The organism is Vibrio sp. 1F279, assembly GCF_041439815.1.
Lineage (GTDB): Bacteria > Pseudomonadota > Gammaproteobacteria > Enterobacterales > Vibrionaceae > Vibrio > Vibrio tasmaniensis_A.
This window is the reverse complement of sequence record NZ_JBGOOU010000016.1, coordinates 44,056-67,461: the sequence shown is the minus strand read 5'-3', so window position 1 is coordinate 67,461 and position 23,406 is coordinate 44,056. Positions and strand designations below refer to the sequence as shown.

Here is a 23,406-nt window from a genome sequence, read left to right as displayed (position 1 = left end):
TACCAATCACAGTAAGTAAGTGATCAAAAATAGCGTAGGAAAAAAGCTTGAGAACAAGGCAGGATTTTTCGATAAGTAGTTATTCTACAATCAAAAATTCTAACGAAGTTATCGAGTTTTTTAACAAGCTAGGGTGAACAGTTATTTACTACGATTGGTATAAAGTAGCGGTAATCTATTTACGACTCGAGTAGTACCGTCGCCACCGCATAATGGCGCTCATCAGAGATAGTCAGGTGAATCGACTTTGTACCACTCGCATCTGCGATTTCACGCGCTTTTTTATGCAGGCTTAGAACTGGCTTGCCATGCTCATCGTTTGAAATCTCGAAATCGTGGAAGGTCACACCAAGAGCGATGCCTGTGCCTAATGCCTTAGACGCCGCCTCTTTTGCAGCAAAACGCTTTGCAAGGTAACGCCCTTTTTGCTTAAGTTGCTGGAATACTTCAAATTCAGAATCGGTCAAAATACGCTGAGCGAAAGCCTCACCACTTCGCGATAATGCCTTTTCAACACGTTCAATTTCTGCGATATCTGTACCTAATCCAACAACAGCCATGTTTACCCTACTACCAACTTCTATCTATTAACTTTTCGATTCTACTGATTAACCGCTTAACGCTTACAACTAAACGAATGCCGAGTTAAAGAACTAAGCGTTGTTGCGCGCTGTTTCCATCACGGCTTTCATGTCTGCAACGGCTTTATTCAAACCATCAAAGACTGCGCGGCCCATGATCGAGTGACCGATGTTCAACTCGTAAATCTCAGGAAGTGCCGCAATTGGCGCTACGTTATGGTAAGTCAGACCGTGACCCGCATTCACTGTAATACCAAGGTCGTCTGCGTAGCTTGCACCTGCAGCAATCTTTTTAAGCTCGTCTTGTTGGTCTTCTTCAGTTTTAGCATCAGCATAGTGGCCAGTGTGCAGTTCAATGAACGGTGCGCCACACGCTTTCGCAGCATCGATTTGCTCACGATCGGCATCGATAAACAGAGATACTTTGATACCAGCAGCCGACAATTTTTCGGTCGCCGCTTTGATCTTTTCAAGTTGACCAACTACATCCAAGCCACCTTCAGTCGTTAGCTCTTCGCGTTTTTCTGGAACTAAGCAAACGAACTCAGGATTAGTATCGAGTGCAATTTGAACCATCTCGTCCGTTACGGCCATCTCTAAGTTCATGCGAGTCTGGATTGTCTCAGCAAGAATACGTACATCGCGATCAACAATATGACGGCGATCTTCACGCAAGTGAATCGTAATGCCGTCAGCACCCGCACGTTCAGCAATTTCAGCTGCGTGTACTGGGTCTGGATATTTAGTACCACGTGCATTACGTAGAGTTGCAATATGGTCGATATTAACGCCTAAAAGGATTGAGCTCATTTTCCAATACTCCGTGCTCTAGAGAGGGCTATTGTTGGCATAAATAGCTCTCTACTTTTTAATGGTTTGCCGCCAAGATACGGCTTTAAGGCTATGCGTGTAAAGCGTTTTGCCGCTTTTAACTGCTCTTTAGTGATAAACCTACGCTCACTGATTGCGATAAGTTCATCGCCCATAAAAGTCAGGTTATCTCGACGCACCGAAGCGATGAAGCCTTTCTGCTCTCGATAGCGATAAGTCATGCTCGGATCAATCGCTTCGCCAGTGCCCGCGCAGTGTAAAAAGTCGACGCCATACCCCATAGCGGAAAGTAGAGCCAATTCAAAACGACGCAGTGCTGGCTCAGGGTTCTCATTATGAGCGAGTTCTGTTAAGGCATGAAGATAGTCATGAAAAAATGCGGGCATGGCCACTTCGGCCATCAACACTCGCCCAACTAATTCATTAACGTACATTGCTGAATACAGATTAATGCCAGCAAGAGGAAGCCCCAAGCTGATCGGTTCAGCTTGGCGCAACGTTTTCATTGAACCATTGCCAGACCACTTAAGCAGTAGCGGCGTAAAAGGTTGCAATGCACCTTTCAAATTAGAACGCTTACTCCGCGCACCTTTAGACATCAACGTCACCCGACCGTACTCTTCGCTGAAGACGTCCAGAATCAGGCTCGACTCACTGTATGGTCGACGGTGCAACACAAAGCATCGCTGTAACCCTTCGCTCAATCACTTACCCTTCTTACAGATACAAAAAGAGAGAGTTCGCACTCTCTCTTGTATTTATATTCAATTCAACTTTCTTAATATCAGAAAGTGACGTTCAATATATTATAGATCGTCGATGTAGCCTAACGAGCGAAGTGCACGCTCATCGTCAGCCCAACCAGACTTAACTTTAACCCAAGTCTCTAGGTAAACCTTACGACCGAACAGTTCTTCCATGTCGATACGAGCTTCACGACCAATCGTTTTGATCTTCTCGCCCGCTTTACCAATTACCATCTTCTTCTGACCAGTACGTTCAACAAGAATCAAAGCATTGATGTGGAAACCATCGTTATCTGGGTTGTAATCAAAACGCTCGATCTCAACCGTTACTGAGTAAGGTAGCTCTTCGCCTGTGAATCGCATCAGTTTTTCACGGATGATTTCAGAGGCCATAAAGCGCTGTGAGCGATCCGTTACGTACTCTTCAGGGAAGTGGTGCGTCGCTTTTGGTAAAGAATTACGAACGTGCTTACGCAGTACATCGATATTCTTACCTTGCTTCGCTGAGATTGGCACAACATCAAGGAAGTCCATCTTCTTAGACACTTCCATCATATGTTGCATCACGTCTGTACGGTCTTGAACGTTGTCGACTTTGTTAATACAAAGGACGACTGGGAAATCTGTTTTTCTCAGCTTGTTCAGTACCATTTCATCGTCGTCAGTCCAGTGAGTACCGTCAACAAGGAAGAATACTAGGTTCACATCACTCAGTGAGCTGTTCGCCGCACGGTTCATCAAACGGTTGATTGCACGCTTTTCTTCGATATGAAGTCCAGGAGTATCAACGTAGATCGCTTGGTAATCACCTTCAGTTTCTACGCCCATAATACGGTGGCGTGTCGTCTGAGGTTTACGTGATGTGATCGAGATTTTCTGGCCCAAAATATGGTTCAGAAGCGTCGATTTACCTACGTTTGGTCGACCCACGATAGCGATGAAGCCACAGTGTTGGTTTTCCGGTAGGCCCGTTTTTTTGCTATCAGATGAAAAGAATGCATCGATATCGAAATCTTGATTGTTATCAGACATTGCTTAGTTGCTCTAATGCTGTTTCAGCAGCCGCTTGTTCTGCCTTGCGGCGGCTAGTGCCTTTACCGATAACAGGTTTATCCACACCTGCCACTTCACACTCAACCGTAAACTCTTGGTTGTGTGCTTCACCTTTAATATTAGTCACTGTGTAGACAGGTAGGGGATTTCTTCGACCTTGTAAAAACTCTTGTAAGCGAGTTTTTGGATCTTTTTGAGATACACCAGGCTGAATAGACTCTAGGCGAGATTGGTACCAGCTTAAAATAATACGGCGAACAACCTCGGTATCACTATCTAAATAGACAGCGCCGATGATCGCTTCAACCGCATCCGCTAGAATAGAATCACGACGGAAACCGCCACTCTTCAACTCACCTGGACCTAATTTTAAGTAATCTCCTAGTTCGAATTCACGACCTAGTTCTGCCAATGTATGACCACGTACTAATGTTGCGCGCATGCGGCTCATATCACCTTCGTTTACCTTAGGGAAACGGTGGTAAAGATCATCAGCGATAACAAAACTTAAAATTGAATCGCCCAGAAACTCAAGACGTTCGTTGTGTTTACCTGCGGCACTGCGGTGAGTCAGCGCCAAATGGATAAGATCGGCATCATTAAACTGATAGCCAATCTTTCTCTCTAGTTTATCAATTGGAGAATTCATGCTCTCTCGATGTGTTATGTGATCGATTAGTGAATCCCACCGATGCGATTAAAACGCACACCAGTAGGAATCCATGTTGGAAGTACACTGTCTGAACCGCGTTCGAATTCGAAGCTGATCCAAATAGCAACGGCCTTACCAACAAGGTTTGCTTCAGGGACAAAGCCCCAGTAACGGCTGTCAGCACTGTTGTCACGGTTATCACCCATAACAAAGTATTGGCCTTCTGGAACGATCCACTCGTTAACACCATTGCGAGGTTGATATGCTTGCACACGATCACGGCGTAATGGGTTAACTAAGATTTGGTGCTCCACGTCACCCAGTTGTTCATTCAACTGAATTAGAGGCACACCATCTTGAATAAATTGGCTTTCTTCAACGTTACTCAACTTCACTGGTTTACAGCTACTGCCACCCTTCGCTTGAATACAGATTTCTTTATTGCTGCTGTAGCGAATGGTATCACCCGGCATACCAATAACACGCTTGATGTAGTCGATATTCGGCTGAGGTGGGTATTTGAATACGATTGAATCACCACGTTCTGGTTTGCCTGTTTCTACCAATTGAGTGCGCCATACAGGATCTTTTAGACCATAAGCGTACTTTTCTACCAAGATGAAATCACCAACCAATAGTGTTGGCATCATCGAGCCAGATGGAATTTGAAACGGTTCATAAATAAATGAACGCAAAACCAAAACAAATGCAATTACAGGGAAAATGGACACACTGTTCTCAACCCACCAAGGCTGAGCCGTAACTTTTGCGCTGGTTGCAGCGTCTAGGCCATTCGACTGTGCTTCAACGTCAGCCAGTTTTTGTTGGCGCTTCTTCGCCCACACAAACTTTTCCAACGCCCATACAATGCCAGTCACTAGAGTTACGATCACTAAGATAAGCGAAAATGTATTAGCCATTGATATCCCTTAAATTTCATTTCTTTAAAAATAACGAAAGTGAAAGAGCATAACTCTTTCACTCTGCTTAATATTTCTAATTTGTATCAATCATGCTGACTAAATGCTGGGAAGATTACGCAGGAAAAATCGTTTAGTTCGAGGCGCAAAGTGCAGTGACTAGTGGGCCTAATTGCAATCTTTGCAACAAAGAAATAAACGATTTTAACCAGTAATGTTCAGCAGATAGTTAGTGCGATTGATACCTAGTCTTTGCCAACATGAAGGATTGCTAAGAATGCCTCTTGAGGCAGTTCAACGTTACCGATCTGCTTCATACGCTTCTTACCTTCTTTTTGTTTCTTAAGAAGTTTCTTCTTACGACTGATATCACCACCGTAACATTTTGCGATTACGTTCTTACGCAGTTGTTTCACTGTAGAACGAGCAATAATGTGGTTACCAATCGCGGCTTGAATCGCGATATCAAACATCTGGCGAGGGATGAATTCTTTCATCTTCTCAACCAGTAGACGACCACGAGACTGGGCAATATCTTTGTGTGTAATGATCGCCAGTGCATCAACCGTTTCACCATTCAACAATACATCTACACGTACCATGTTTGATGCTTCGTAACGTTGGAAGTTGTAATCCAATGATGCGTACCCGCGAGACGTTGACTTCAGACGGTCGAAGAAGTCTAGAACCACCTCAGCCATTGGAAGATCGTACGTCACAGCAACTTGGTTACCGTGATAAACCATGTCGACTTGCACGCCACGCTTCTCAACACACAGTGTGATCACGTTGCCTAGGTAATCCGAAGGTACCAGAATATTACAGCGAGCAATCGGTTCACGAATTTCTTCTAAGTCATTAATAGCAGGCAGTTTAGCCGGGCTATCAACATAGAGAATTGTGCCATCCGTTTTTACAACTTCGTACACTACGGTTGGTGCCGTTGTGATTAGGTCTAGGTCGTATTCACGCTCTAAACGCTCTTGGATGATCTCCATGTGAAGCATTCCTAAGAAGCCACAACGGAAACCAAAGCCAAGTGCTGCTGAACTTTCTGGTTCGTAAAATAGTGATGCATCGTTCAGGCTTAGTTTGCCTAGTGCGTCACGGAAGTTTTCGTAGTCATCAGACGATACTGGGAATAGACCTGCGTATACCTGAGGCTTCACTTTTTGGAAACCAGGTAGACGTTCTGTGCTGCCGCCTTTTGCAAGCGTCAACGTATCACCAACAGGTGCGCCAAGGATGTCTTTAATACCACAAACAACCCAGCCAACTTCGCCAGTATTTAGCTCAGTTGTGTCGATTTGCTTAGGTGTGAAGATACCTAGACGGTCAACACCCCAAACTTGGTCTGTCGACATTACTTTAATCTTGTCGTTCTTCTTCAGCTTACCGTTCTTGATACGAACCAAAGAAACAACGCCTAGGTAGTTATCGAACCAAGAGTCAATGATCAGAGCCTGTAGTGGCGCTTCTGGATCACCTTCCGGTGGCGGGATAGCCGTTACGATGTTTTCAAGAACGTCATCAACACCGATACCGGTTTTTGCAGAACAACGCGTCGCTTCCATCGCATCGATACCAACGATCTCTTCGATTTCTTCAGCAACTCGTTCAGGTTCAGCAGCAGGTAAGTCAATCTTGTTCAAGATTGGCACTACTTCCAGTTCCATTTCGATCGCGGTGTAACAGTTTGCTAGAGTTTGAGCTTCAACACCTTGGCCGGCATCCACTACAAGAAGCGCGCCTTCACAAGCGGCTAGAGAGCGAGATACTTCATAAGAGAAGTCTACGTGTCCAGGGGTATCGATAAAGTTAAGTTGGTAAGTTTCACCATCTTTAGCTTTGTAATCTAAAGTCACACTCTGCGCTTTAATTGTAATACCACGCTCGCGTTCTATATCCATAGAATCGAGGACTTGAGCTGCCATCTCACGTTCACTTAACCCTCCACAAACTTGGATTAAGCGGTCAGAAAGGGTCGACTTACCGTGGTCGATGTGGGCGATAATCGAAAAATTACGAATGTGCTTCATAGGCTTGGTGTGACTAAACTCTTTGAATAGGGATAATAAGAAAGCCGCAACGCGTCCAATCTACAGTCAGCATTGGTGGCGGCATTTCAATCAAGTTGGCAGATTCTACCCAATTTAAGGGCAATAAGCATCATAAATTAGATGAGAGACTTGCCTAGGATTCTAATCAAGACAACTTCTTGCTTGGATTTGTCTTCCATTGGTTTAGCTAAGCGCTTCGCCAAACCAATACCACCAGCAGTAAACAGCGCTGCAGTTAAGATAACAATGCCCTCGCCCCCTTGGAGTAAGGGTTGTAACAAGAGTTGTCCAAAACCAGCACCAACCATCAACATGAAAAGCGGGATAAGATAAACAATAGCCGCAGACTGAAGTAGGCTTTTTTCTGGAAAGCCAATTTCTACGATCTGGCCTGCTTTAACTAAGCTTTGGGTTTTAAGCTGCCAAAACAAGGATTTATTGCCAACAGCCTTGGTCACAATACCCGTTCCGCAGCTTTTTTGAGATGAGCAGCTACTGCAACTGGTTTGTTGTTCGCAGCTCAGTTGAACAAAATATTGCTTACCTTTTTGTTCGACTGAGCTAACGGTTGCCAACGCAGTCATCATTGCGCTGGTGCCGGTTTATTGAACGTGACGGATTGAGCGATACGCTTGGCCGTTGCTGGCGGAATATCACCAACCACAGAGATTTCTTTGTCGCCAATCACTAAGCTGTGCAAGGTTCTTCGCCCTTGGCGTACCAGCTGTCCTTTCAATGAATGTTCGTCTTTATCGGCGATATAAACCGAAAAGCTAAATAATCCATCACTGAAAAGCTGGCTTTCAACCATTTTCTCGGTCGCAGCCATTTGGTAACGGCTGAGTTCTTTCGATTTAAATCCTTCTGGCACCCACGAGGCTTGCCAGTCGGTCTCACTCACCAAGCCTTCTGGCAATGACAAAACCTTCGGCAATTTAGCTTGATTCAAGCCGCCCATTGCTTCTGCAATTTTATCGTTCACGACATAAGAGATAGTGCGGTACTGCTCCAGCACTTCGCCATCACGATCCAAAAGATCGGCACGCAAAGGAAGGTTGGTTTTCTCGTCGACCCAAACCACATAAGAGTATCGAAGGCCGTCTTTCGGCACGACGCGTAATACTTGCGTGGTACTGCCCGCCTCACGAGAACGCCCAACTTTTACAAAATCGTAGTATTGGTTGAGAGAATCGATATCTCGATTAATCATCGGAATGACAGGTGCAACCATGCTGCCAGACTGAATAGTAAATGGCTCTGTACCCGGTTCGATGTAGCTAACTTCATTGCCACGTCGAATAACCTCACGAACAGGGCCGCTTAGATAAACAAGGTGTGCAAGTTGTTGGTCGTCGTTAACTGCATGACGATAAAGCAGAGGTTCAATACTGCTCTTCTTTATCAATATGTAGGAGAGTTCGTAATTTAGATGCTGACTGGCCTCGTTCATTTGATGTAACAAGGCCTTTGCAGTGGTTTCCTCTGCAAAGGCTGTTGGAGACATCAAGCTGAACAGTGTCAGTGCACTGACCAGGATTTTCTTCATTCAATATCCGATTCTAGGTGTGCATCTTCCATTGGCGATGCATCACTGTTTAATCTTAGTTGTAGCTCATAATCTTCTAACAATGCATGAACGCGTTTGCGTTGCTCTTGCATGTTAGCTTCAGATGCAGGTCTCTCAACAGAGTCACGCGTTAAGCTTACTGGTTCCGCAGAACCTGCAAATGGAATCGTCTGGAGTACAGGCAACTGCTCTGGAGCTGCGGGATCGCTGCCGCCGTATTGCTGAACACCTAATACAACTGCTAATGAAACACACGCTGCCACGGCAACTTGTCCAAACTGTTGTAACCACGCAGGAAGCTGACGCTTCGCTTGCTGAGGTTTAGGCTGCTCTTCTATCGGAGCAACAATAGGTTCAACATTCACTTGGTGCAGGTTCGACATTGAACCATGTGCAGGCTCATCATCAAGCGCTGCCGCTACACTGTTAGCAATGTTCCACTCTGGAGTTTCTGGCGCATCCCCACGCATAACATCACCAATTAAATGGTAACTCTGCCAGGTATCCATGCTTTCTTGATCAGATTCGAGATCTACTATGAGAGCTTTATCGATCGTTTCACCATCCATGAGTGCCGAAAGCTTTTCTTTATCAGCCATTATTTTCACCATAATTATTACAAGTTCTAGCGTTGTAAAAGAGGTTTAATTTTCTTTTCTACCGCTTCACGAGCTCGGAAAATACGCGAACGTACGGTTCCTACAGGGCAATCCATTACTTCTGCAATCTCTTCGTAGCTCAAACCTTCGAGCTCACGCAACGTCATTGCAGTTTTTAAGTCTTCGGGTAGCGCTTCAATCGCTCCAAAAACAACTTGTTTCAATTCGTTTGACAGCGTTAAGTTCTCAGGGTTCGATATTTCTTTTAACGCGCTGCCTGTTTCGTAATATTCTGCATCTTCTGCATCTACATCTGTTGCTGGCGGCCTGCGGCTCTGGGCAACAATATGATTTTTAGCGGTGTTCACGGCAATTCGGTACAACCATGTATAGAAAGCACTCTCACCACGAAAGTTAGGTATCGCGCGGTAAGCTTTAATAAAAGCTTCTTGTGCTACATCAGGTACATCACCGGAATTATTCACGTATCGAGAGATAAGATTACAAACTTTGTTTTGATACTTAACCACTAATAAGTTAAATGCCTGCTTATCTCCACTCTGAACTCGCTCAATCAACACTTGATCGGTTAGCTGCTCGTTCATTCGAGCGGGTACTCCTATTGTTATAACCCTTACCTTCACAGATATGGGTACTAATTATGCGAAATGTAGTATTGACACCACCGTCTACAAGAGCACTATTGTGACTAAGCCAAATACCGAAAGTTCCAACTTTCCTAAAATTATTTGCCATTATTGTTTCACAATGTGATGTAATAAAAATAGTTATCCCTATCAATTTGGGGAAACTTGAGCAAAAGCAATGGTATTGAGCAATTAAATATTTCTAGATAGCTGTCTATATATTGATTTTGTGTCGTGTTTTAGGATGACTAGGGAAAGATTATAACAGTCTTACCCAAACTCCTAAAACAAGACGAAGTCAATTGAGCATGGACAACTCGACTATAGCCCGGGATTTAATAAGTTTTATGAACGCAAACCGTGAACATCAGTGTGATGTATTAGTGGTAGGAAGTGGTGCGGCAGGCTTGTCATTAGCCTTACGCGTAGCAGAACATGCAAAAGTAATTGTATTAAGCAAAGGACCACGCAGCGAAGGATCGACGTATTACGCACAAGGTGGTATTGCGGCGGTGTTCGATGAATCGGACAGTATTGAGTCTCATGTAGAAGATACTCAAATTGCTGGGGCTGGGTTATGCGAAGAAGATACAGTTCAATTCATTGCTGAAAATGCTAAAGAGTGTGTGCAATGGCTGATTGATGGTGGTGTTCCATTTGATAAAGATGAGAACAGCACAGAAGGCCAACCAAAATATCACCTCACTCGTGAGGGCGGCCACAGTCACCGCAGAATTCTGCACGCTGCCGATGCAACTGGCATGGCGATGCAAACCTCACTGCAAGATAACGTCAAGAATCACCCAAACATCGAGATCTTCGAGCGTCATAATGCGCTGGATTTAATCACCGAAGATAAGATAGGTGGTTCGAAAGACAAGGTTATCGGTGCCTATATTTGGAACCGTAACCAAGAACACGTTGAAACCGTGCGCGCTAAATTTGTTGTATTAGCAACAGGCGGCGCTTCAAAGGTTTACCAATACACCTCTAACCCAGATGTCTCTTCAGGTGATGGTATTGCTATCGCTTGGCGTGCGGGTTGTCGTGTGGCAAACCTTGAGTTCAATCAGTTCCACCCGACTTGCTTATTCCACCCAGAAGCGCGTAACTTCCTACTAACGGAAGCATTGCGTGGTGAAGGTGCCTACCTGCGTCGTCCAGACGGTTCTCGCTTTATGAAGGACTTCGATGAGCGCGGTGAACTGGCTCCGCGTGATGTGGTTGCTCGTGCGATTGACTTTGAAATGAAGCGCTTAGGTGCTGACTGCATGTATGTTGATATCAGCCACAAGCCTGAAGAATTCATCACGACGCATTTCCCAATGATCCATACTCGCTTGATGGATTTGGGGATTGATATGACCAAAGAACCGATTCCAATCGTACCGGCTGCTCACTACACTTGTGGTGGTGTGATGGTGAATAAGCAAGGTCAAACTGACCTCACTAACCTATATGCGATTGGCGAAGTGAGTTATACCGGCTTGCACGGTGCAAACCGTATGGCTTCAAACTCACTGCTTGAGTGTGTGGTATACGCGTGGGCAGCCGCAAAAGATATCGTTGAAAACATCGATCAATCTCAACTGTGCGCTGAACTTCCGGCATGGGATGAAAGCCAAGTCACCAACAGTGATGAAGAAGTGATCATTCAACACAACTGGCACGAGCTAAGACTGTTCATGTGGGATTACATGGGTATTGTTCGAACGGACAAACGCCTTGAACGTGCAATGCGCCGCATTCAGATGTTGCAGCAGGAAACTCATGAGTACTACAGCTACTTTAAGGTTTCAAATAACCTATTAGAACTGCGTAACTTACTACAAGTGGCTGAGTTGATGGTTCGCTGTGCAATGCAACGTAAAGAGAGCCGCGGCCTACACTACACGCTGGATTACCCAGAACTTGCTGAAGACAGCGGCCCAACCATTCTGACACCAGAGAAAAGCCAGTCTTAATTTTTGGTCATGGAAAAAGACGACAGGGAGCCTAGAGCTCCCTTTCTTTTATCTTTGGTTCTTGTTTATCCAATGCTTTCGTTTATCAAACGGATTCGTTGTAAATGTGCCAAGAAGTGTCGATATTCACGTTCATTGCAACTATCTCGCCACAACAAGACTGAATATCCGCACTCAAACTGCAATTTAACGAAGAACTGCGCCCAGATCTTATCAACGGACTTAAGTGTGTAGGCTTGCTCATTGAGTCGGAACTCGCCATCTTCTTTATAGTCAAAGCACCCATGTGCTGTATTCAAGATTACATGATTGGCTTTAAACAAACTGAACACTAAAGCTAAACAATAGAGGGCAACAGCGAGTGAAATAGAAGAGAAAACGATGAAAAACAAAAGGCACCCAAAAACAGTGCCTTTTGCAAATAATGCGGAATACGAAGGGTTAAGCTGAAGCTTAACGAACCTTGCTGAGGTTATGCGCGACAATTTTATCAACCATTGAAGCATGGCCTAGGTTTTCACTGCGTCCGTGTCCCATTACCCAAGTAAACAGGTCTGGGTCATCACACTCTAATAGAGAAACAAACTCACGCTGCTCCTGCTCTTGCAATGAATCAAAACACTCTTCGAAAAATGGCATGATAACTACGTCAAGTTCCAACATGCCACGACGGCAACCCCATTTAATTCGTGCTTTCTGCTCTGCAGTGTACATTGGCTATCCTCACCTATAATTTTTCTTTCTCGGAGTGTAACAAGTCATACGCTCTGCAACTACTATGTGAGTCACAGTCCCTATCTAAGCTCACAAAAAAACCTAAGCTGACAAAGAAACAGAACCGGATTAACATAGAGCCAAATAAAATTCTTAGGAAAGATAAAATGGATTGGAAAAACACATTTCAGCCGCTCGCTCATACGCAAAATGAATCGCTTCCAGAACTGATGATGACACACGTGTCAGATTGGAGCGCAATTACCATGATAGGCGATGACAAAAAGTCGTACCTACAAGGTCAAGTTACGTGCGATGTCGTCACTCTTCCTAATGATGAATCTACATTAGGTGCGCATTGTGATGCGAAAGGAAAGGTATGGAGTATCTTTCGCTTGTTCCACCACAACGGTGGCTACGCACTCATGCAGCCTAAGTCTGCGATTGAAGTCGAATTAGTTGAAATCAAGAAATACGCTGTATTCTCTAAGGTTGATATCGAGCAAACGTCTGACGTTGTTATCGGTGTCATGGGCGCGTCCGCTGATCAATACATTGACTCGATTTCAGAAAGCCAAGGTAAAGTGCGTGTAATCTCTGGTGGCACCGCTGTTCAAGTCTCTGACAACCGCTGGGCTCTACTTGTTACGCAAGAAGCAGCAGAAGCCTTGGTATCAAGCAGCACTGCAGAAAAAGTATCAGAAGCGCTTTGGCAGTATCATGAAATTCTTGATGCTCAGCCGAACCTATCGAAAGCAGAGCAAAACGAACACATCCCTCAAGCACTCAACCTGCAAGCGATTGGCGGTATCAGCTTTTCAAAAGGCTGTTACACAGGTCAAGAAACAGTTGCTCGTGCTAAATACCGTGGCATGAACAAGCGTGAAATGCGCATTGTTTCAGGAACGAGTTCAGATGTATTGTCTCTAGAGAATACGATTGAACTAGAGCGCAGCGTAGGTGAGAACTGGCGCGGTGCAGGCCGACTATTAAACGTCTATCAATTTGCTGATAATCAGGCGATTGGTTTGATGGTGTTGCCAAACAACCTTGATGACGATGTTCAGCTTCGATTGACTGCGCAACCTGAGCAAATATGGAACATTCTGCCACTGCCTTACAGCCTTGACGAAGAGTAGCCACGTGGAAACACTGATTACACAATGGTTAGATCAACAGCAGGTGGACTATCGCCTGTTGGTGCAAAGCAAGCCAACCACCAGCATCGAAGAGACAGCGCAAGAACGAGGTATTAATGCCTCTCAAATGGTCAAGTGCATCCTGCTTAAGGATATGGGAAACCAGTATGCGTTGGCCTGTACTCCTGGCGATCGCTCTATCGATCCAAAGAAAGTACGCTCGGTACTGAATTGCCGTCGAATGACCTGCGTATCACTCGCTGATGTTGAAGCCATCACCGGCTTTAAAGCTGGATGTGTTGGGCCTATTGCTCTAAAGAGATACATGCCGATCATTTTTGATCCTTCCATTCAGAGCAACTCGACCGTTACCATTAGCTCGGGTGATCGAATGGCTGGCGTTGCGTTGGATCCCAATGATCTCATAGCACTATGTGCACCGATCGTCGCTGACATCAGTCGATGAACGTTTCGAACAGATCATGCTTCGCAAACTTCATTTTAATATTTCATTGAGTACATTTTTAGTGTGAACTTCGTCATAAGAAAAACACACCCACCTTAAATAGTTACTCAAAATAAAAGCATAAGTAGTCACAAGGTTGAATTTGCGTTATTGTGATTTTACTGACTAGCCTTTAAGCAAATCAGTACAAGTGAATCCACTGAGTAACATCAGTATCCACTTTTGTGTAATGCATCTGTGACTATTCGCCCGTTTTAGACGGGCTTTTTTTTGTTCAAAATTTACAATTTGATTACACAAACAAAAAAATTCCGCCTATTCTTATACTTGTAACATTAGCACTGCTTAATACCGGACAGGAAAGTTCGTAGCAGTTCACTACTCAGTACTATTTTGGGGAGGAGCTCACGTAAAAATAGATATTTACTGAAGAAAGTGCTTAGAACAGCACAAATATCTAATTAACGTCAACTCTACTGCATATTACTCCATGCTTATCACAATAATTATCTCGGAGTTTTTCTATAATATGCAGGCTAGGTAAATATAAGGATAATTAAAAATGAGACTGTTTAAGCGCTATACACCGAGTATGATTGCTAAACATGTAAGTCGACTTTTCAAAGGACGAATCTACATTTACGGCGTAGGTAAATTTGAGTTTGATAACGGTAAACTCGTACTACCAGACCGAGCAGAGAAGCGTCACTTCCAAACCGTAAAAGAAATAAATAGTGAAATCATGAAACTGCGCTGCGCGTACGCATGATCTGATAGTCTAAAGAATTAAAAACAAAAAGGGTTGGCATTATGCCAACCCTTTTTTCGTGTTCGTGATGTCGTTAATTGCTATCAACTTTAGCTACTGACCATCAACAGCAATCCATCTCACGCGACTATCGGTGTACTACGGGGCGCTTAGCTAAATCCGGAAGGTTGCCCGACAACCCCAGCGCTCGCTTCATTATCTCATCTTTCGCACCCGGTAATTGACCAGCAAGCTTCATACCGATACCACGAATTAGCTTCTTAGCCGGATTATCGCCTTCAAACAGATCTTTAAAGCCCTGCATTGAAGCAATCATTTTCGCCGCCTCAGCTTTTCTCCAGCGCTCATAGCCACGAAGGTTGCGCTTGGTACCAATATCCTCACCAGAAGCCCATAGCGTTAACAGCTCTTGCGCTAAGCTTGCTGCGTCTAATAGACCAAGGTTCACACCTTGCCCTGCTAATGGGTGAATAGTATGAGCAGCATCACCCACCAAAGCGACACGCTCTACAGCAAAGTCACGTGCATAACGCATGCGCAGTGGGAAGGCAAAACGGTCACCAACCACTTCGCATAATCCAAGCTTTGAGTCGAACTCTGCCGTTAGCTGCTTATTAAAATCAGCATCCGACATTGATACAAGCTTCTCGGCACGATTAGGCTCCGTAGACCAAACTATCGAGCTCATTTTGCTTGGCTGCATTGGCAGGAACGCCAACGGCCCTTGCGGTGTGAATATTTGACGAGCAACGCTATGGTGCGGCTCTGAGGTTTTGATGTTCGCGACAATCGCACTGTGGCCGTAATCCCAATGAGTTAATGGGATATCTTGTTGCTTGCGAACCCAAGAGTTTGCACCGTCAGCTCCAACAACTAACTTTGCTGTCAGCGCTTGGCCGTTGTCTAACGTTAGCCATGCTTCGCTCTCACCAATCGCCATCGTTTTACACGTTGCAGGCATGTATAGGCTGACATTATCTTGCTTCTTAACCTGATCAAGCAGCGCTAATTGGATTACGCGGTTTTCTACAATATGGCCTAGGTTAGGCTGTGCTAAGCGTGTTGAGTCAAACTCAATGCGAGCAAAGCTGTCTTGTTCCCACACTTCCATCGCTTGGTAGGGCGCAGCACGTCTTTGTTCGATACCTTGCCATGCGCCTAGATTGCGAAGAATCACTTCACTCGAGCGGCTCAATGCCGACACACGCACATCAGGCAATTCGCTAAGCCCTTCGCTAGGCGCTCTGCCTTCAATGACCGCAATTCTTAGATCGCTGTCTTTCAGTGCAGCCGCAAGCGCTAGGCCAACCATGCCACCGCCAACAATCGCGATATCAACACTTTGCATCATTATTTATTACCTTATCTTTCTACTAGGCCAAGCGTATGACGCAAAAGTGGACCTTTAAGTGGTGGAAGGTTATCAATTACGGCTAACCCAAGGTTTCGCCCAATACGAGCGGTCAAAAAATCGTTTGAGAACAGATGAACTAGGCTTGAAGTCAACGTAATCGTCGTGTCTCTGTCTTGTTCTCTACGCTTTCTAAAGTTAACAAGACCAGTGTAACGCCCAACATCATCCAGTTGGTTACATAACTCTTCAGCCAAAGAAGCCACATCACGAATGCCAAGATTAAAACCTTGCCCCGCAATAGGGTGAAGTGTTTGAGCAGCATTGCCAACAATGGCAAATCGATGAGAGATATTTTGCTGTCGGTGGCGAAGAATCAGTGGGTAGCTCGCACGCTTGCCGACTTTCTCTAGTCGGCCAAGTCGCCAACCGAAGTCATTCTGTAACTGCTCAAGAAATTCGTTGTCGTTTAAGGCCACCACTTTTTGTGCTTGTTCCGGTGACAAACACCAAACTAGCGATAAACGGTTGTCGCTCATCGGTAACAGAGCAACTGGCCCATGATGAGTAAAACGCTCAAAGGCTCGACCTTGATGGGGCTCACTAGCAACGATATTGGCAATCACAGCGACTTGTTCAAAGTCATGCTCACTCAATGAGATATTGAGTTGCTGACAACAGGTTGAGATTGCACCGTCAGCAGCAACCAATAACTTAGTCGTGACGGTTTGCCCACTTGTCAGCTCAATCGTCGTTAACGATTCATCACGTTCAACGGTTCTAACAGACTCAGGGCAAAGCATCGTAATTGCAGCTTCTGATTCTAATTTCTGCTGATAGATCCGCCCAACATCCGCTAACTCCACCACGTAGCCGAGCGCATCAACAGCAAGATCTTCACTGTAGATGTCTGTCATCCCAGCATGACCTCGATCTGATACATGGATATCTTTAATTGGGGTCGCTACCGGAGCGATAGATTGCCAAAGGCGCAAAGAATCGAGGATCTGCACCGTGCCATAAGACAGAGCGATCGAACGAGAATCAAAGCCTGGGTGAGCTTGATGATCAACCTGATAAGGCTCTACTACCGCAATCGATAGAGAACCTTGACTGAGGTGATTCAGAGCAAGGGCTAAGGTCGCCCCCGCCATTGCGCCACCAGCAATTACAACATCATACTGAGCCATTATAACCTCAAACCGACAAGCGGATTAATGAATGGTTGGAGCCGCATCTTCAGATGGGCGAGCACCGAATTCAGCATGAATCGTTAGTGCACACGCTTTTACGTGTTCAATAACGTGCTCTAGAAGCTGCGCTTGCTCTTCCATATCATCGTCTTCGTCAATGCCTAGCTTTGCCATCTCTTCAAGATCAGCTAATGCTTCTTTGGTACCGTCAGACGCTTTATTCAATTGAGCGCCAACCAAGCCTAAACCAGAAATAAAGTGGTTGATCCAATCTGACACACCATCAGCCAAATCAAACAAGCTTGCGCTTGCGTCTTCATCAGGCAGCAACATAGACAGTTCCATGCCTGAACCTGTGATTTCGCTGGTCGTCACCTTTAATGTAGCTTCCGCTAACGTTAATGCGCGATCTGGCCACCCCATGCTTTCATTGGTGTAATCAAAGATAAGTGGTTGCCAGCTTTTATCTGCTAGGTTTAAGCCTCCGCTCAACATACCCGTTAATAAACCATGCATCTCAGCAGGGTTTACGGCTAGGCTTGCCGATTGAAGTTCAGTCGCAACCGTTAGGTAGTCAGGTAAAGTAGTTTCGCTCATCAGATAGCTCGCTCAGTTATTCTTTATATCGATAGTATAATCGTACCACTTCACCCCAATTCTGGTAAGCGTCGATCCTGAGCAATTGAAGGACGACTGACTACCAATTGTTCAATTTGCTGAATTACTGTGTGCTCAAGCTCTCATTTACAAACAGTCACTCTGAAAAGCTTGAATCTTAATAGCGGTTTACCTATAGTTTCTCCCTCAGAGGAGATTGCTTCCTCATCGGTACTTGCACTTTTTCTTTCTCAAAAAATGATAAAGAGCAACAGCCTTAAATAGTGCGTTAAAGAGTTCATCCATCATGAGTAATCAAGCGGTAGACGTTGAAATATTAGGAAAACTGACTCGAGTGAATTGTCCCCCAGGGCAAGAAGAGTCATTGATTGCAGCGGCGGCCGATCTTGATAATCGATTGAAAGAGATGGCTGAACGTACTAAGGTAACCAATGAAGTGAAGCTGCTAACAATCGCAGCTCTGAACATTTGCTATGAATTACAAACCAAGAAGTTTGAAGCAAATGATGAACAAAACGCACTGACCGAGCGAATGGAACAGCTCACGACATCACTTTCAGATGTCCTCAGTAAAGTTAAGCACGGACAGCAATAGCGTACACAAAATTTACCCTGGAGTGTTTGTCAGAGGATTCACGTCCCCGAGCCGATAAGCAATCCCTAAGGGTTAGTACTTGATTGCTATTGAGCATGCTCGGTCCGCCGAGAAGCCTACGGTAATCATTGCTGATCCGCCTTGAACTCGCTGGTTCAAGGGCCATCTATTCTCAACGGCACTTTGGGGTATCCCTTCTTATGAAGACGCTCACACGCAGCGAATTTCGCAAACAGATCCGTATCAAGCGCAATGCCTTATCTGGCGACCAACAAACTCAATCCGGTTTAGATTTAGTCCAGCAGTGTGCTCAGCTTGATGAAGTTCAATCTGCTCAGCATATTGCACTCTATATATCCATCGATGGCGAACTCGATACCCAGCCTTTAATTGAATGGCTATGGGCGCAAGGTAAGCAAACTTATTTACCAGTATTGCACCCCTTCTCTGCCGGACATCTGCTGTTTCTGCACTACTCGCCAAGCACACCGACGGCTTTGAATAAGTACGGAATCGTTGAACCTCAGCTCAATCAATTGCTCGTCAAACCATGCCAACAACTCGACCTTATTCTCACACCATTGGTGGGCTTTGACTCTCAGGGGCATCGCTTAGGCATGGGCGGTGGATATTACGATCGCACCTTGACTCGATGGTTCGAGACGGGCAATGGCGCAACACCTATTGGCCTTGCTCACGATTGCCAACATGTCGATCGTTTACCAATTGAAGGTTGGGACATTCCGTTACCTAAAATCGTGACTCCGAGTAAAACTTGGCAATGGGAAAACAACCATTAAAGCGCTATAATCGCGCCGCAAACGTTAACCTCGACATCCAAAAGTTACCTCAATATCTAAACGTTAACTTCATCATTACGCAAACGATTAATTCAAAGCGCAAGACCTTATTCAGGAGAATGGCATGACTCAAGATGAAATGAAAAAAGCAGCGGGCTGGGCAGCACTTCAATATGTTGAAGAAGGCAGCATTGTAGGTGTAGGTACTGGCTCAACAGTAAATCACTTCATCGACGCACTTGGCACAATGAAAGACAAAATCAAGGGTGCGGTTTCAAGCTCTGTAGCCTCTACTGAAAAACTAGAAGCGCTAGAAATCAAAGTATTCGAATGCAACGACGTATTCAAGCTAGACATCTATGTTGATGGCGCTGACGAGATTAACGGTTCTCGCGATATGATCAAAGGCGGCGGCGCTGCTTTGACTCGTGAAAAAATCGTAGCAGCTATCTCTGATAAGTTTATTTGTATCGTTGATGGTACCAAAGCAGTTGATGTGTTGGGTAAATTCCCACTGCCTGTTGAAGTTATCCCAATGGCACGCTCATACGTTGCTCGTGAATTAGTGAAACTTGGTGGTGACCCAGTTTACCGCGAAGGCTGCACAACCGATAACGGCAACGTGATCCTAGATGTGTACGGCATGGCGATCGAAAACCCAAAACAGCTAGAAGATATCATCAATGGTATCGCAGGTGTGGTAACGGTTGGTCTGTTCGCTCACCGTGGTGCTGATGTAGTTATCACTGGCACGCCTGAAGGTGCAAAAATCGAAGAATAAATAATAGAAGATTGAGTTTTTCTGTTACTTCATTACAGACGGTGCCCTAGGGCGCCGTTTTTTTTGCTTTATTGCTGTAAAATTATGTCTTATTCCGTAATTTTCTTACCCAAAACATTTTTTTTTTGTTACTTTATTGTTCAGAAGACGCACAGGGAAAACGTTTGTCTCCTAACAAAGTGGTGAATTTGTTCCCCTTTCAGCCATTTTGTAGCACGTGCGCCGCATTTGCCCAACCTTTCCATTTTAAGGACGAGAACAATGGCCAAAGTTTCACTGGAAAAAGAAAAAATAAAAATTCTACTTCTAGAAGGTCTTCACCCTTCTTCTGTAGAAGTACTGCAAGCCGCTGGTTACACAAACATTGAGTACCACAAAGGCTCACTACCTGAAGATGAACTTCTTGAAGCAGTTAAAGATGCTCACTTCATTGGTATCCGTTCTCGCACCAACATCTCCCAAGAAGTTATTGATGCGGCTGAAAAGCTGGTTGCTGTCGGTTGTTTCTGTATTGGTACTAACCAAGTCAACCTTCAAGCAGCAGCAAAACGCGGTATCCCTGTTTTCAATGCACCGTTCTCAAACACTCGAAGTGTTGCCGAACTCGTTCTAGGTCAGGTTCTATTACTGCTTCGCGGTATCCCAGAGAAGAATGCTCTTGCTCACCGTGGTATCTGGAAAAAGAGTGCAGACAACTCTTACGAAGCTCGTGGTAAGCGTTTAGGTATTATTGGCTACGGTCACATCGGCACTCAGCTGGGTATTATTGCTGAAAACCTTGGTATGCGTGTTTACTTTTACGATATCGAAAACAAGCTGTCTCTAGGTAATGCCACTCAAGTTCATACTATGACCGAGTTGCTGAACAAGTGTGACGTGATCTCTTTACACGTACCTGAAACCAATGAAACTAAAGACATGATGGGTAAAGAAGAGTTCGAGCGTATGAAGCCTGGCTCTATCTTTATCAATGCAGCTCGTGGCACGGTAGTTGACATCCCTGCTCTGTGTGGCGCTCTGGATTCTGGTCACCTTTCTGGTGCGGCTATTGATGTTTTCCCAACAGAACCAAAAACCAATGCAGACCCGTTTGAGTCTCCATTAATGCAGTTCGATAACGTGATTCTTACCCCTCACGTGGGTGGTTCAACACAGGAAGCACAAGAGAACATCGGTGTAGAAGTTGCTGGTAAGCTTGCTAAGTACTCTGATAATGGCTCTACGCTATCAAGTGTTAACTTCCCTGAGGTTTCACTGCCATTGCATACAGGTACTTCTCGTTTGCTACACATCCATGAGAACCGTCCAGGTATTCTTACTCAGATCAACACCATCTTCGCAGAAGAAGGGATCAACATCGCGGGTCAGTACCTACAGACTGCAGCAGATATGGGTTATGTTGTGATCGATGTAGAAGCCGATCGCTCTGAAGAAGCACTGCTTAAACTGAAAGAGATCGAAGGCACAATCCGTGCTCGTCTTCTTCACTAATCATCGCATTCAAAATGCACAAAAAAGGCTCTCATCATGAGAGCCTTTCTAGTATTTGGCCTATCGTAGGTAAAAAGATCATGATGATCCAAAACCTTCTTAAGGTGCGTTCACTACTCTTCTAATTGGTAGATCACATTGACACGATCACGAATGGTGATCGTTGAGTCTTCATAAGAGTTCGATTCTGTTCTTGCATCCATCGCCATTGAACGCATTAGCACTGGCTGAGAAGATTGTGCGTTGTAATCAACACGCCAAACATCACCTAGCTCACGCTCAAAACCACTCGCTAATGATTTAGCTTTTGATGTCGCATCTTTGATCGCTTCTAAGCGTGCTTGCTCTTGATACTTAGCTTGGTCACGAACTTGCAGCTGGATATTATCGATTTGGTTAATACCCTGTCCTATTGCAATATCCATGTACTCATTGAGATTAGCGAGCTCATTCACTTGAACGCTCACATTGCGTGAAGCGCGGTAGCCAACCAATTCTGGTTTGCCATCTTTTGGATAATGGTACTGAGGAGATAGGTACAGATTAGAGCTGTGTACGCTCGCCTCATCTACGCCGGCTTGGTGCAGCTTATTTAGAAAGCCCGTTACCACTTTATCAACAGTACTTTTAGCCTGTTCAGCCGTCATCGTTGACTCTACCACTCTCACTGAGAATGTCGCCATATCTGGTGTCGCGATGACTTCACCATAACCTGTTGTTGAAATATGCGGAAAGGATGGAGAGTCAGCCAGTGATGGAAAGCTCACAGCACTCAACGCAGCAGTAAGAGTAAGAGACGTTGCTAACATCTTTGGTACAAACTTCATTAGGTAGACCTATGCTAAACAAATGTCCTTCCATCATAGAGTAATTTGTCGTTTAGCCAATCCTGATTGTGCACATCTAACAGAACTTTGACGCTGAAAAAACCGACAACTTACTGAGGTAAATGATTGTGAGCAAAACTTAATATCGCTTGGGATACCTCTTTTAGCACCCCGCTCTCAAGCTGCCAATGGTGCCAATAGATGCGATAAGACAGCAGAAAGCCAGGGGTAATATCAATCAGAGCACCAGACTCTAGTTCCTCGATAATCTGCAATCGAGGAATCAAGCAATAGGCAACACCCGATAATGCCAAGCGCACAAATGCTTCTGAACTGCCGACCGTATGATTGATCACACTGTCTCTGGGTACATTGAAATGATCATGCAGAAACTTCTTATGCAGATCATCGTATTGATCATAAGAAACCGCAGGCGCTTTGCTTAATGTGGCGTAGTTTACGCCCTCTGAAAAGTAACGCTGATGAAAATCAGGACTCGCCACACACACATAGTCCATACGACCGAGGTAGTCAGCACTGCATCCAGGAATCGCTTGGGGCTCTAAACTGATCGCACCGGCAACCTCACCGCTTTTTATTTTTTCAATGGTTCTAGACTCACCATGAATCGCGAGGTTCAACTCGACTTGACGAGACTTCATCACATCCGACAGTGCAGGTAACAACCATGTCGCCAAACTATCAGCGTTGGTGGCTAGGGATATCGATAGTGGTTGAGTACCCTCTTCATTCATTAACTCAGGCACAAGCTCGTGCTCTAACAAGCGAACACGACGATACAAACCCAACAGCTTTTTTCCTGCTGGTGTAGGTCTTGGTGGGTTTTCTCTCACCAGCGCAGGCTGGGCTAACCACTTTTCTAGCTGTTTGATACGTTGGGACACCGCTGATTGGGAGATGTATAACTGCTCAGCGGCTCTCTCAAAGCTACGTTGTTTCACAACGGCATCCAGTGCTTCAATCCATTTATAATCCAATCCACGCATCAATTTGCTTCCTTTTTAAGCTAACCCAACACCAC

Annotated in this window: 26 protein-coding genes and 1 other RNA gene; 9 read left to right on the top strand and 18 right to left on the bottom strand. The window is 45.0% G+C overall.

Features of this window, described 5'->3' with window-relative positions:
• Positions 1 to 179: 179 nt before the first annotated feature.
• The 11 genes from acpS to rpoE all read right to left on the bottom strand — a co-directional run bounded on the left by acpS (position 180) and on the right by rpoE (position 9,614).
• Positions 180 to 560 (bottom strand): holo-ACP synthase, encoded by a 381-nt coding sequence (acpS, locus tag ACED60_RS13380; protein ID WP_009847650.1) that lies wholly within the window; start codon positions 558 to 560, stop codon positions 180 to 182.
• A 93-nt stretch (positions 561 to 653) separates the two neighbouring features.
• Positions 654 to 1,391 carry a pyridoxine 5'-phosphate synthase gene (gene pdxJ / locus ACED60_RS13375; protein ID WP_009847651.1) on the bottom strand — a complete coding sequence of 246 codons (738 nt, stop codon included), beginning with the start codon at positions 1,389 to 1,391 and terminating at the stop codon, positions 654 to 656.
• Entirely contained in the window at positions 1,388 to 2,116 is a 729-nt protein-coding gene (gene recO / locus ACED60_RS13370) for a DNA repair protein RecO (RefSeq protein WP_012604785.1), read from the bottom strand. The genes pdxJ and recO overlap by 4 nt, the downstream gene beginning before the upstream one ends.
• A 102-nt stretch (positions 2,117 to 2,218) precedes the next feature.
• Positions 2,219 to 3,190: a GTPase Era gene (era, locus tag ACED60_RS13365; protein WP_004735384.1), complete on the bottom strand. Its 972-nt coding sequence runs from the start codon at positions 3,188 to 3,190 to the stop codon at positions 2,219 to 2,221.
• Positions 3,183 to 3,860, bottom strand: a complete 678-nt coding sequence (gene rnc / locus ACED60_RS13360) for a ribonuclease III (protein WP_004735383.1) — start codon at positions 3,858 to 3,860, stop codon at positions 3,183 to 3,185. The genes era and rnc overlap by 8 nt, the downstream gene beginning before the upstream one ends.
• A gap of 26 nt (positions 3,861 to 3,886) precedes the next feature.
• The gene (gene lepB, locus ACED60_RS13355; protein WP_017103267.1) at positions 3,887 to 4,783 is read right to left on the bottom strand and encodes a signal peptidase I; all 897 of its coding nucleotides are present in this window, start codon (positions 4,781 to 4,783) and stop codon (positions 3,887 to 3,889) included.
• Positions 4,784 to 5,028: 245 nt separating this feature from the next.
• Positions 5,029 to 6,822, bottom strand: a complete 1,794-nt coding sequence (gene lepA, locus ACED60_RS13350) for a translation elongation factor 4 (protein WP_009847653.1) — start codon at positions 6,820 to 6,822, stop codon at positions 5,029 to 5,031.
• Between the two features lie 137 nt (positions 6,823 to 6,959).
• Positions 6,960 to 7,430, bottom strand: coding sequence for a SoxR reducing system RseC family protein (locus ACED60_RS13345; protein WP_009847654.1), 471 nt, complete (start codon positions 7,428 to 7,430; stop codon positions 6,960 to 6,962).
• Positions 7,427 to 8,389, bottom strand: coding sequence for a sigma-E factor regulatory protein RseB (rseB, locus tag ACED60_RS13340; protein WP_009847655.1), 963 nt, complete (start codon positions 8,387 to 8,389; stop codon positions 7,427 to 7,429). The genes ACED60_RS13345 and rseB overlap by 4 nt, the downstream gene beginning before the upstream one ends.
• Entirely contained in the window at positions 8,386 to 9,009 is a 624-nt protein-coding gene (locus ACED60_RS13335) for a sigma-E factor negative regulatory protein (RefSeq protein ID WP_029223850.1), read from the bottom strand. Before ACED60_RS13335 ends, rseB begins: the two co-directional genes overlap by 4 nt.
• A 26-nt stretch (positions 9,010 to 9,035) precedes the next feature.
• Entirely contained in the window at positions 9,036 to 9,614 is a 579-nt protein-coding gene (rpoE, locus tag ACED60_RS13330; protein ID WP_004735377.1) for an RNA polymerase sigma factor RpoE, read from the bottom strand.
• 389 nt (positions 9,615 to 10,003) lie between these two features.
• Between rpoE and nadB the strand changes: the two genes are divergently transcribed.
• Positions 10,004 to 11,620: an L-aspartate oxidase gene (gene nadB, locus ACED60_RS13325; RefSeq protein WP_009847657.1), complete on the top strand. Its 1,617-nt coding sequence runs from the start codon at positions 10,004 to 10,006 to the stop codon at positions 11,618 to 11,620.
• Between the two features lie 65 nt (positions 11,621 to 11,685).
• Here the strand turns inward: nadB and ACED60_RS13320 are convergent, their stop codons facing one another.
• Complete coding sequence (locus ACED60_RS13320) at positions 11,686 to 12,126, bottom strand: protein YgfX (protein ID WP_371727744.1); 441 nt, start codon at positions 12,124 to 12,126, stop codon at positions 11,686 to 11,688.
• On the bottom strand, positions 12,074 to 12,334 hold the full coding sequence (locus ACED60_RS13315) for a succinate dehydrogenase assembly factor 2 (RefSeq protein WP_004735374.1): 261 nt from the start codon (positions 12,332 to 12,334) through the stop codon (positions 12,074 to 12,076). The genes ACED60_RS13320 and ACED60_RS13315 overlap by 53 nt, the downstream gene beginning before the upstream one ends.
• A 167-nt stretch (positions 12,335 to 12,501) precedes the next feature.
• Here ACED60_RS13315 and ygfZ point away from each other — a divergent pair, with 167 nt between their 5' ends.
• From ygfZ to ACED60_RS13300, 3 genes are all read left to right on the top strand, one after another.
• Positions 12,502 to 13,473 (top strand): tRNA-modifying protein YgfZ, encoded by a 972-nt coding sequence (gene ygfZ / locus ACED60_RS13310; protein WP_102582625.1) that lies wholly within the window; start codon positions 12,502 to 12,504, stop codon positions 13,471 to 13,473.
• A 4-nt stretch (positions 13,474 to 13,477) separates the two neighbouring features.
• Positions 13,478 to 13,939 carry an aminoacyl-tRNA deacylase gene (locus ACED60_RS13305; protein WP_009847659.1) on the top strand — a complete coding sequence of 154 codons (462 nt, stop codon included), beginning with the start codon at positions 13,478 to 13,480 and terminating at the stop codon, positions 13,937 to 13,939.
• Positions 13,940 to 14,501: 562 nt separating this feature from the next.
• Complete coding sequence (locus tag ACED60_RS13300) at positions 14,502 to 14,708, top strand: DUF1107 domain-containing protein (RefSeq protein WP_009847660.1); 207 nt, start codon at positions 14,502 to 14,504, stop codon at positions 14,706 to 14,708.
• Between the two features lie 127 nt (positions 14,709 to 14,835).
• Here ACED60_RS13300 and ACED60_RS13295 read toward each other — a convergent pair whose 3' ends face one another.
• Genes ACED60_RS13295 through ACED60_RS13285 form a run of 3 tightly spaced genes read right to left on the bottom strand, consistent with a single transcriptional unit; the run spans position 14,836 to position 17,849 of the window.
• Complete coding sequence (locus ACED60_RS13295) at positions 14,836 to 16,059, bottom strand: FAD-dependent 2-octaprenylphenol hydroxylase (protein ID WP_009847661.1); 1,224 nt, start codon at positions 16,057 to 16,059, stop codon at positions 14,836 to 14,838.
• An 11-nt stretch (positions 16,060 to 16,070) separates the two neighbouring features.
• Positions 16,071 to 17,249, bottom strand: a complete 1,179-nt coding sequence (gene ubiH, locus ACED60_RS13290) for a 2-octaprenyl-6-methoxyphenyl hydroxylase (RefSeq protein ID WP_102258174.1) — start codon at positions 17,247 to 17,249, stop codon at positions 16,071 to 16,073.
• 24 nt (positions 17,250 to 17,273) lie between these two features.
• Positions 17,274 to 17,849, bottom strand: coding sequence for a YecA family protein (locus ACED60_RS13285; protein WP_371727742.1), 576 nt, complete (start codon positions 17,847 to 17,849; stop codon positions 17,274 to 17,276).
• Between the two features lie 307 nt (positions 17,850 to 18,156).
• Here ACED60_RS13285 and zapA point away from each other — a divergent pair, with 307 nt between their 5' ends.
• The 5 genes from zapA to serA all read left to right on the top strand — a co-directional run bounded on the left by zapA (position 18,157) and on the right by serA (position 21,537).
• Positions 18,157 to 18,465: a cell division protein ZapA gene (gene zapA / locus ACED60_RS13280; protein WP_004735366.1), complete on the top strand. Its 309-nt coding sequence runs from the start codon at positions 18,157 to 18,159 to the stop codon at positions 18,463 to 18,465.
• An 11-nt stretch (positions 18,466 to 18,476) separates the two neighbouring features.
• Positions 18,477 to 18,659, top strand: a non-coding RNA gene (gene ssrS, locus ACED60_RS13275) — 6S RNA.
• Positions 18,660 to 18,665: 6 nt separating this feature from the next.
• Positions 18,666 to 19,265, top strand: coding sequence for a 5-formyltetrahydrofolate cyclo-ligase (locus tag ACED60_RS13270; RefSeq protein WP_102582627.1), 600 nt, complete (start codon positions 18,666 to 18,668; stop codon positions 19,263 to 19,265).
• Positions 19,266 to 19,389: 124 nt separating this feature from the next.
• Complete coding sequence (gene rpiA / locus ACED60_RS13265) at positions 19,390 to 20,046, top strand: ribose-5-phosphate isomerase RpiA (protein WP_009847664.1); 657 nt, start codon at positions 19,390 to 19,392, stop codon at positions 20,044 to 20,046.
• A 261-nt stretch (positions 20,047 to 20,307) separates the two neighbouring features.
• Positions 20,308 to 21,537: a phosphoglycerate dehydrogenase gene (gene serA / locus ACED60_RS13260; protein ID WP_017097288.1), complete on the top strand. Its 1,230-nt coding sequence runs from the start codon at positions 20,308 to 20,310 to the stop codon at positions 21,535 to 21,537.
• Positions 21,538 to 21,650: 113 nt separating this feature from the next.
• Here the strand turns inward: serA and ACED60_RS13255 are convergent, their stop codons facing one another.
• Both ACED60_RS13255 and ACED60_RS13250 read right to left on the bottom strand, forming a co-directional pair.
• The gene (locus ACED60_RS13255; protein ID WP_017100740.1) at positions 21,651 to 22,364 is read right to left on the bottom strand and encodes an oxidative stress defense protein; all 714 of its coding nucleotides are present in this window, start codon (positions 22,362 to 22,364) and stop codon (positions 21,651 to 21,653) included.
• A gap of 110 nt (positions 22,365 to 22,474) precedes the next feature.
• The gene (locus ACED60_RS13250) at positions 22,475 to 23,371 is read right to left on the bottom strand and encodes a LysR family transcriptional regulator ArgP (protein WP_371727741.1); all 897 of its coding nucleotides are present in this window, start codon (positions 23,369 to 23,371) and stop codon (positions 22,475 to 22,477) included.
• Positions 23,372 to 23,406 lie beyond the last annotated feature (35 nt).

What these genes read in the sequence shown, in the direction of transcription:
- ACED60_RS13345 (WP_009847654.1), bottom strand. Translation starts at nt 7,430, where the DNA reads ATGATGACTGCGTTGGCAACCGTTAGCTCAGTCGAACAAAAAGGTAAG.
- nadB (WP_009847657.1), top strand. Translation starts at nt 10,004, where the DNA reads ATGAACGCAAACCGTGAACATCAGTGTGATGTATTAGTGGTAGGAAGT.
- zapA (WP_004735366.1), top strand. Translation starts at nt 18,157, where the DNA reads ATGAGTAATCAAGCGGTAGACGTTGAAATATTAGGAAAACTGACTCGA.
- ACED60_RS13335 (WP_029223850.1), bottom strand. Translation starts at nt 9,009, where the DNA reads ATGGCTGATAAAGAAAAGCTTTCGGCACTCATGGATGGTGAAACGATC.
- ACED60_RS13250 (WP_371727741.1), bottom strand. Translation starts at nt 23,371, where the DNA reads ATGCGTGGATTGGATTATAAATGGATTGAAGCACTGGATGCCGTTGTG.
- rseB (WP_009847655.1), bottom strand. Translation starts at nt 8,389, where the DNA reads ATGAAGAAAATCCTGGTCAGTGCACTGACACTGTTCAGCTTGATGTCT.
- ACED60_RS13300 (WP_009847660.1), top strand. Translation starts at nt 14,502, where the DNA reads ATGAGACTGTTTAAGCGCTATACACCGAGTATGATTGCTAAACATGTA.
- ACED60_RS13285 (WP_371727742.1), bottom strand. Translation starts at nt 17,849, where the DNA reads ATGAGCGAAACTACTTTACCTGACTACCTAACGGTTGCGACTGAACTT.
- rpiA (WP_009847664.1), top strand. Translation starts at nt 19,390, where the DNA reads ATGACTCAAGATGAAATGAAAAAAGCAGCGGGCTGGGCAGCACTTCAA.
- ACED60_RS13270 (WP_102582627.1), top strand. Translation starts at nt 18,666, where the DNA reads ATGAAGACGCTCACACGCAGCGAATTTCGCAAACAGATCCGTATCAAG.
- rpoE (WP_004735377.1), bottom strand. Translation starts at nt 9,614, where the DNA reads ATGAACGAGCAGCTAACCGATCAAGTGTTGATTGAGCGAGTTCAGAGT.
- ACED60_RS13295 (WP_009847661.1), bottom strand. Translation starts at nt 16,059, where the DNA reads ATGATGCAAAGTGTTGATATCGCGATTGTTGGCGGTGGCATGGTTGGC.
- ACED60_RS13320 (WP_371727744.1), bottom strand. Translation starts at nt 12,126, where the DNA reads ATGCTTCAATGGTTGATAAAATTGTCGCGCATAACCTCAGCAAGGTTC.
- ACED60_RS13315 (WP_004735374.1), bottom strand. Translation starts at nt 12,334, where the DNA reads ATGTACACTGCAGAGCAGAAAGCACGAATTAAATGGGGTTGCCGTCGT.
- era (WP_004735384.1), bottom strand. Translation starts at nt 3,190, where the DNA reads ATGTCTGATAACAATCAAGATTTCGATATCGATGCATTCTTTTCATCT.
- ubiH (WP_102258174.1), bottom strand. Translation starts at nt 17,249, where the DNA reads ATGGCTCAGTATGATGTTGTAATTGCTGGTGGCGCAATGGCGGGGGCG.
- ACED60_RS13255 (WP_017100740.1), bottom strand. Translation starts at nt 22,364, where the DNA reads ATGAAGTTTGTACCAAAGATGTTAGCAACGTCTCTTACTCTTACTGCT.
- ygfZ (WP_102582625.1), top strand. Translation starts at nt 12,502, where the DNA reads ATGGATTGGAAAAACACATTTCAGCCGCTCGCTCATACGCAAAATGAA.
- pdxJ (WP_009847651.1), bottom strand. Translation starts at nt 1,391, where the DNA reads ATGAGCTCAATCCTTTTAGGCGTTAATATCGACCATATTGCAACTCTA.
- serA (WP_017097288.1), top strand. Translation starts at nt 20,308, where the DNA reads ATGGCCAAAGTTTCACTGGAAAAAGAAAAAATAAAAATTCTACTTCTA.
- acpS (WP_009847650.1), bottom strand. Translation starts at nt 560, where the DNA reads ATGGCTGTTGTTGGATTAGGTACAGATATCGCAGAAATTGAACGTGTT.
- lepB (WP_017103267.1), bottom strand. Translation starts at nt 4,783, where the DNA reads ATGGCTAATACATTTTCGCTTATCTTAGTGATCGTAACTCTAGTGACT.
- lepA (WP_009847653.1), bottom strand. Translation starts at nt 6,822, where the DNA reads ATGAAGCACATTCGTAATTTTTCGATTATCGCCCACATCGACCACGGT.
- rnc (WP_004735383.1), bottom strand. Translation starts at nt 3,860, where the DNA reads ATGAATTCTCCAATTGATAAACTAGAGAGAAAGATTGGCTATCAGTTT.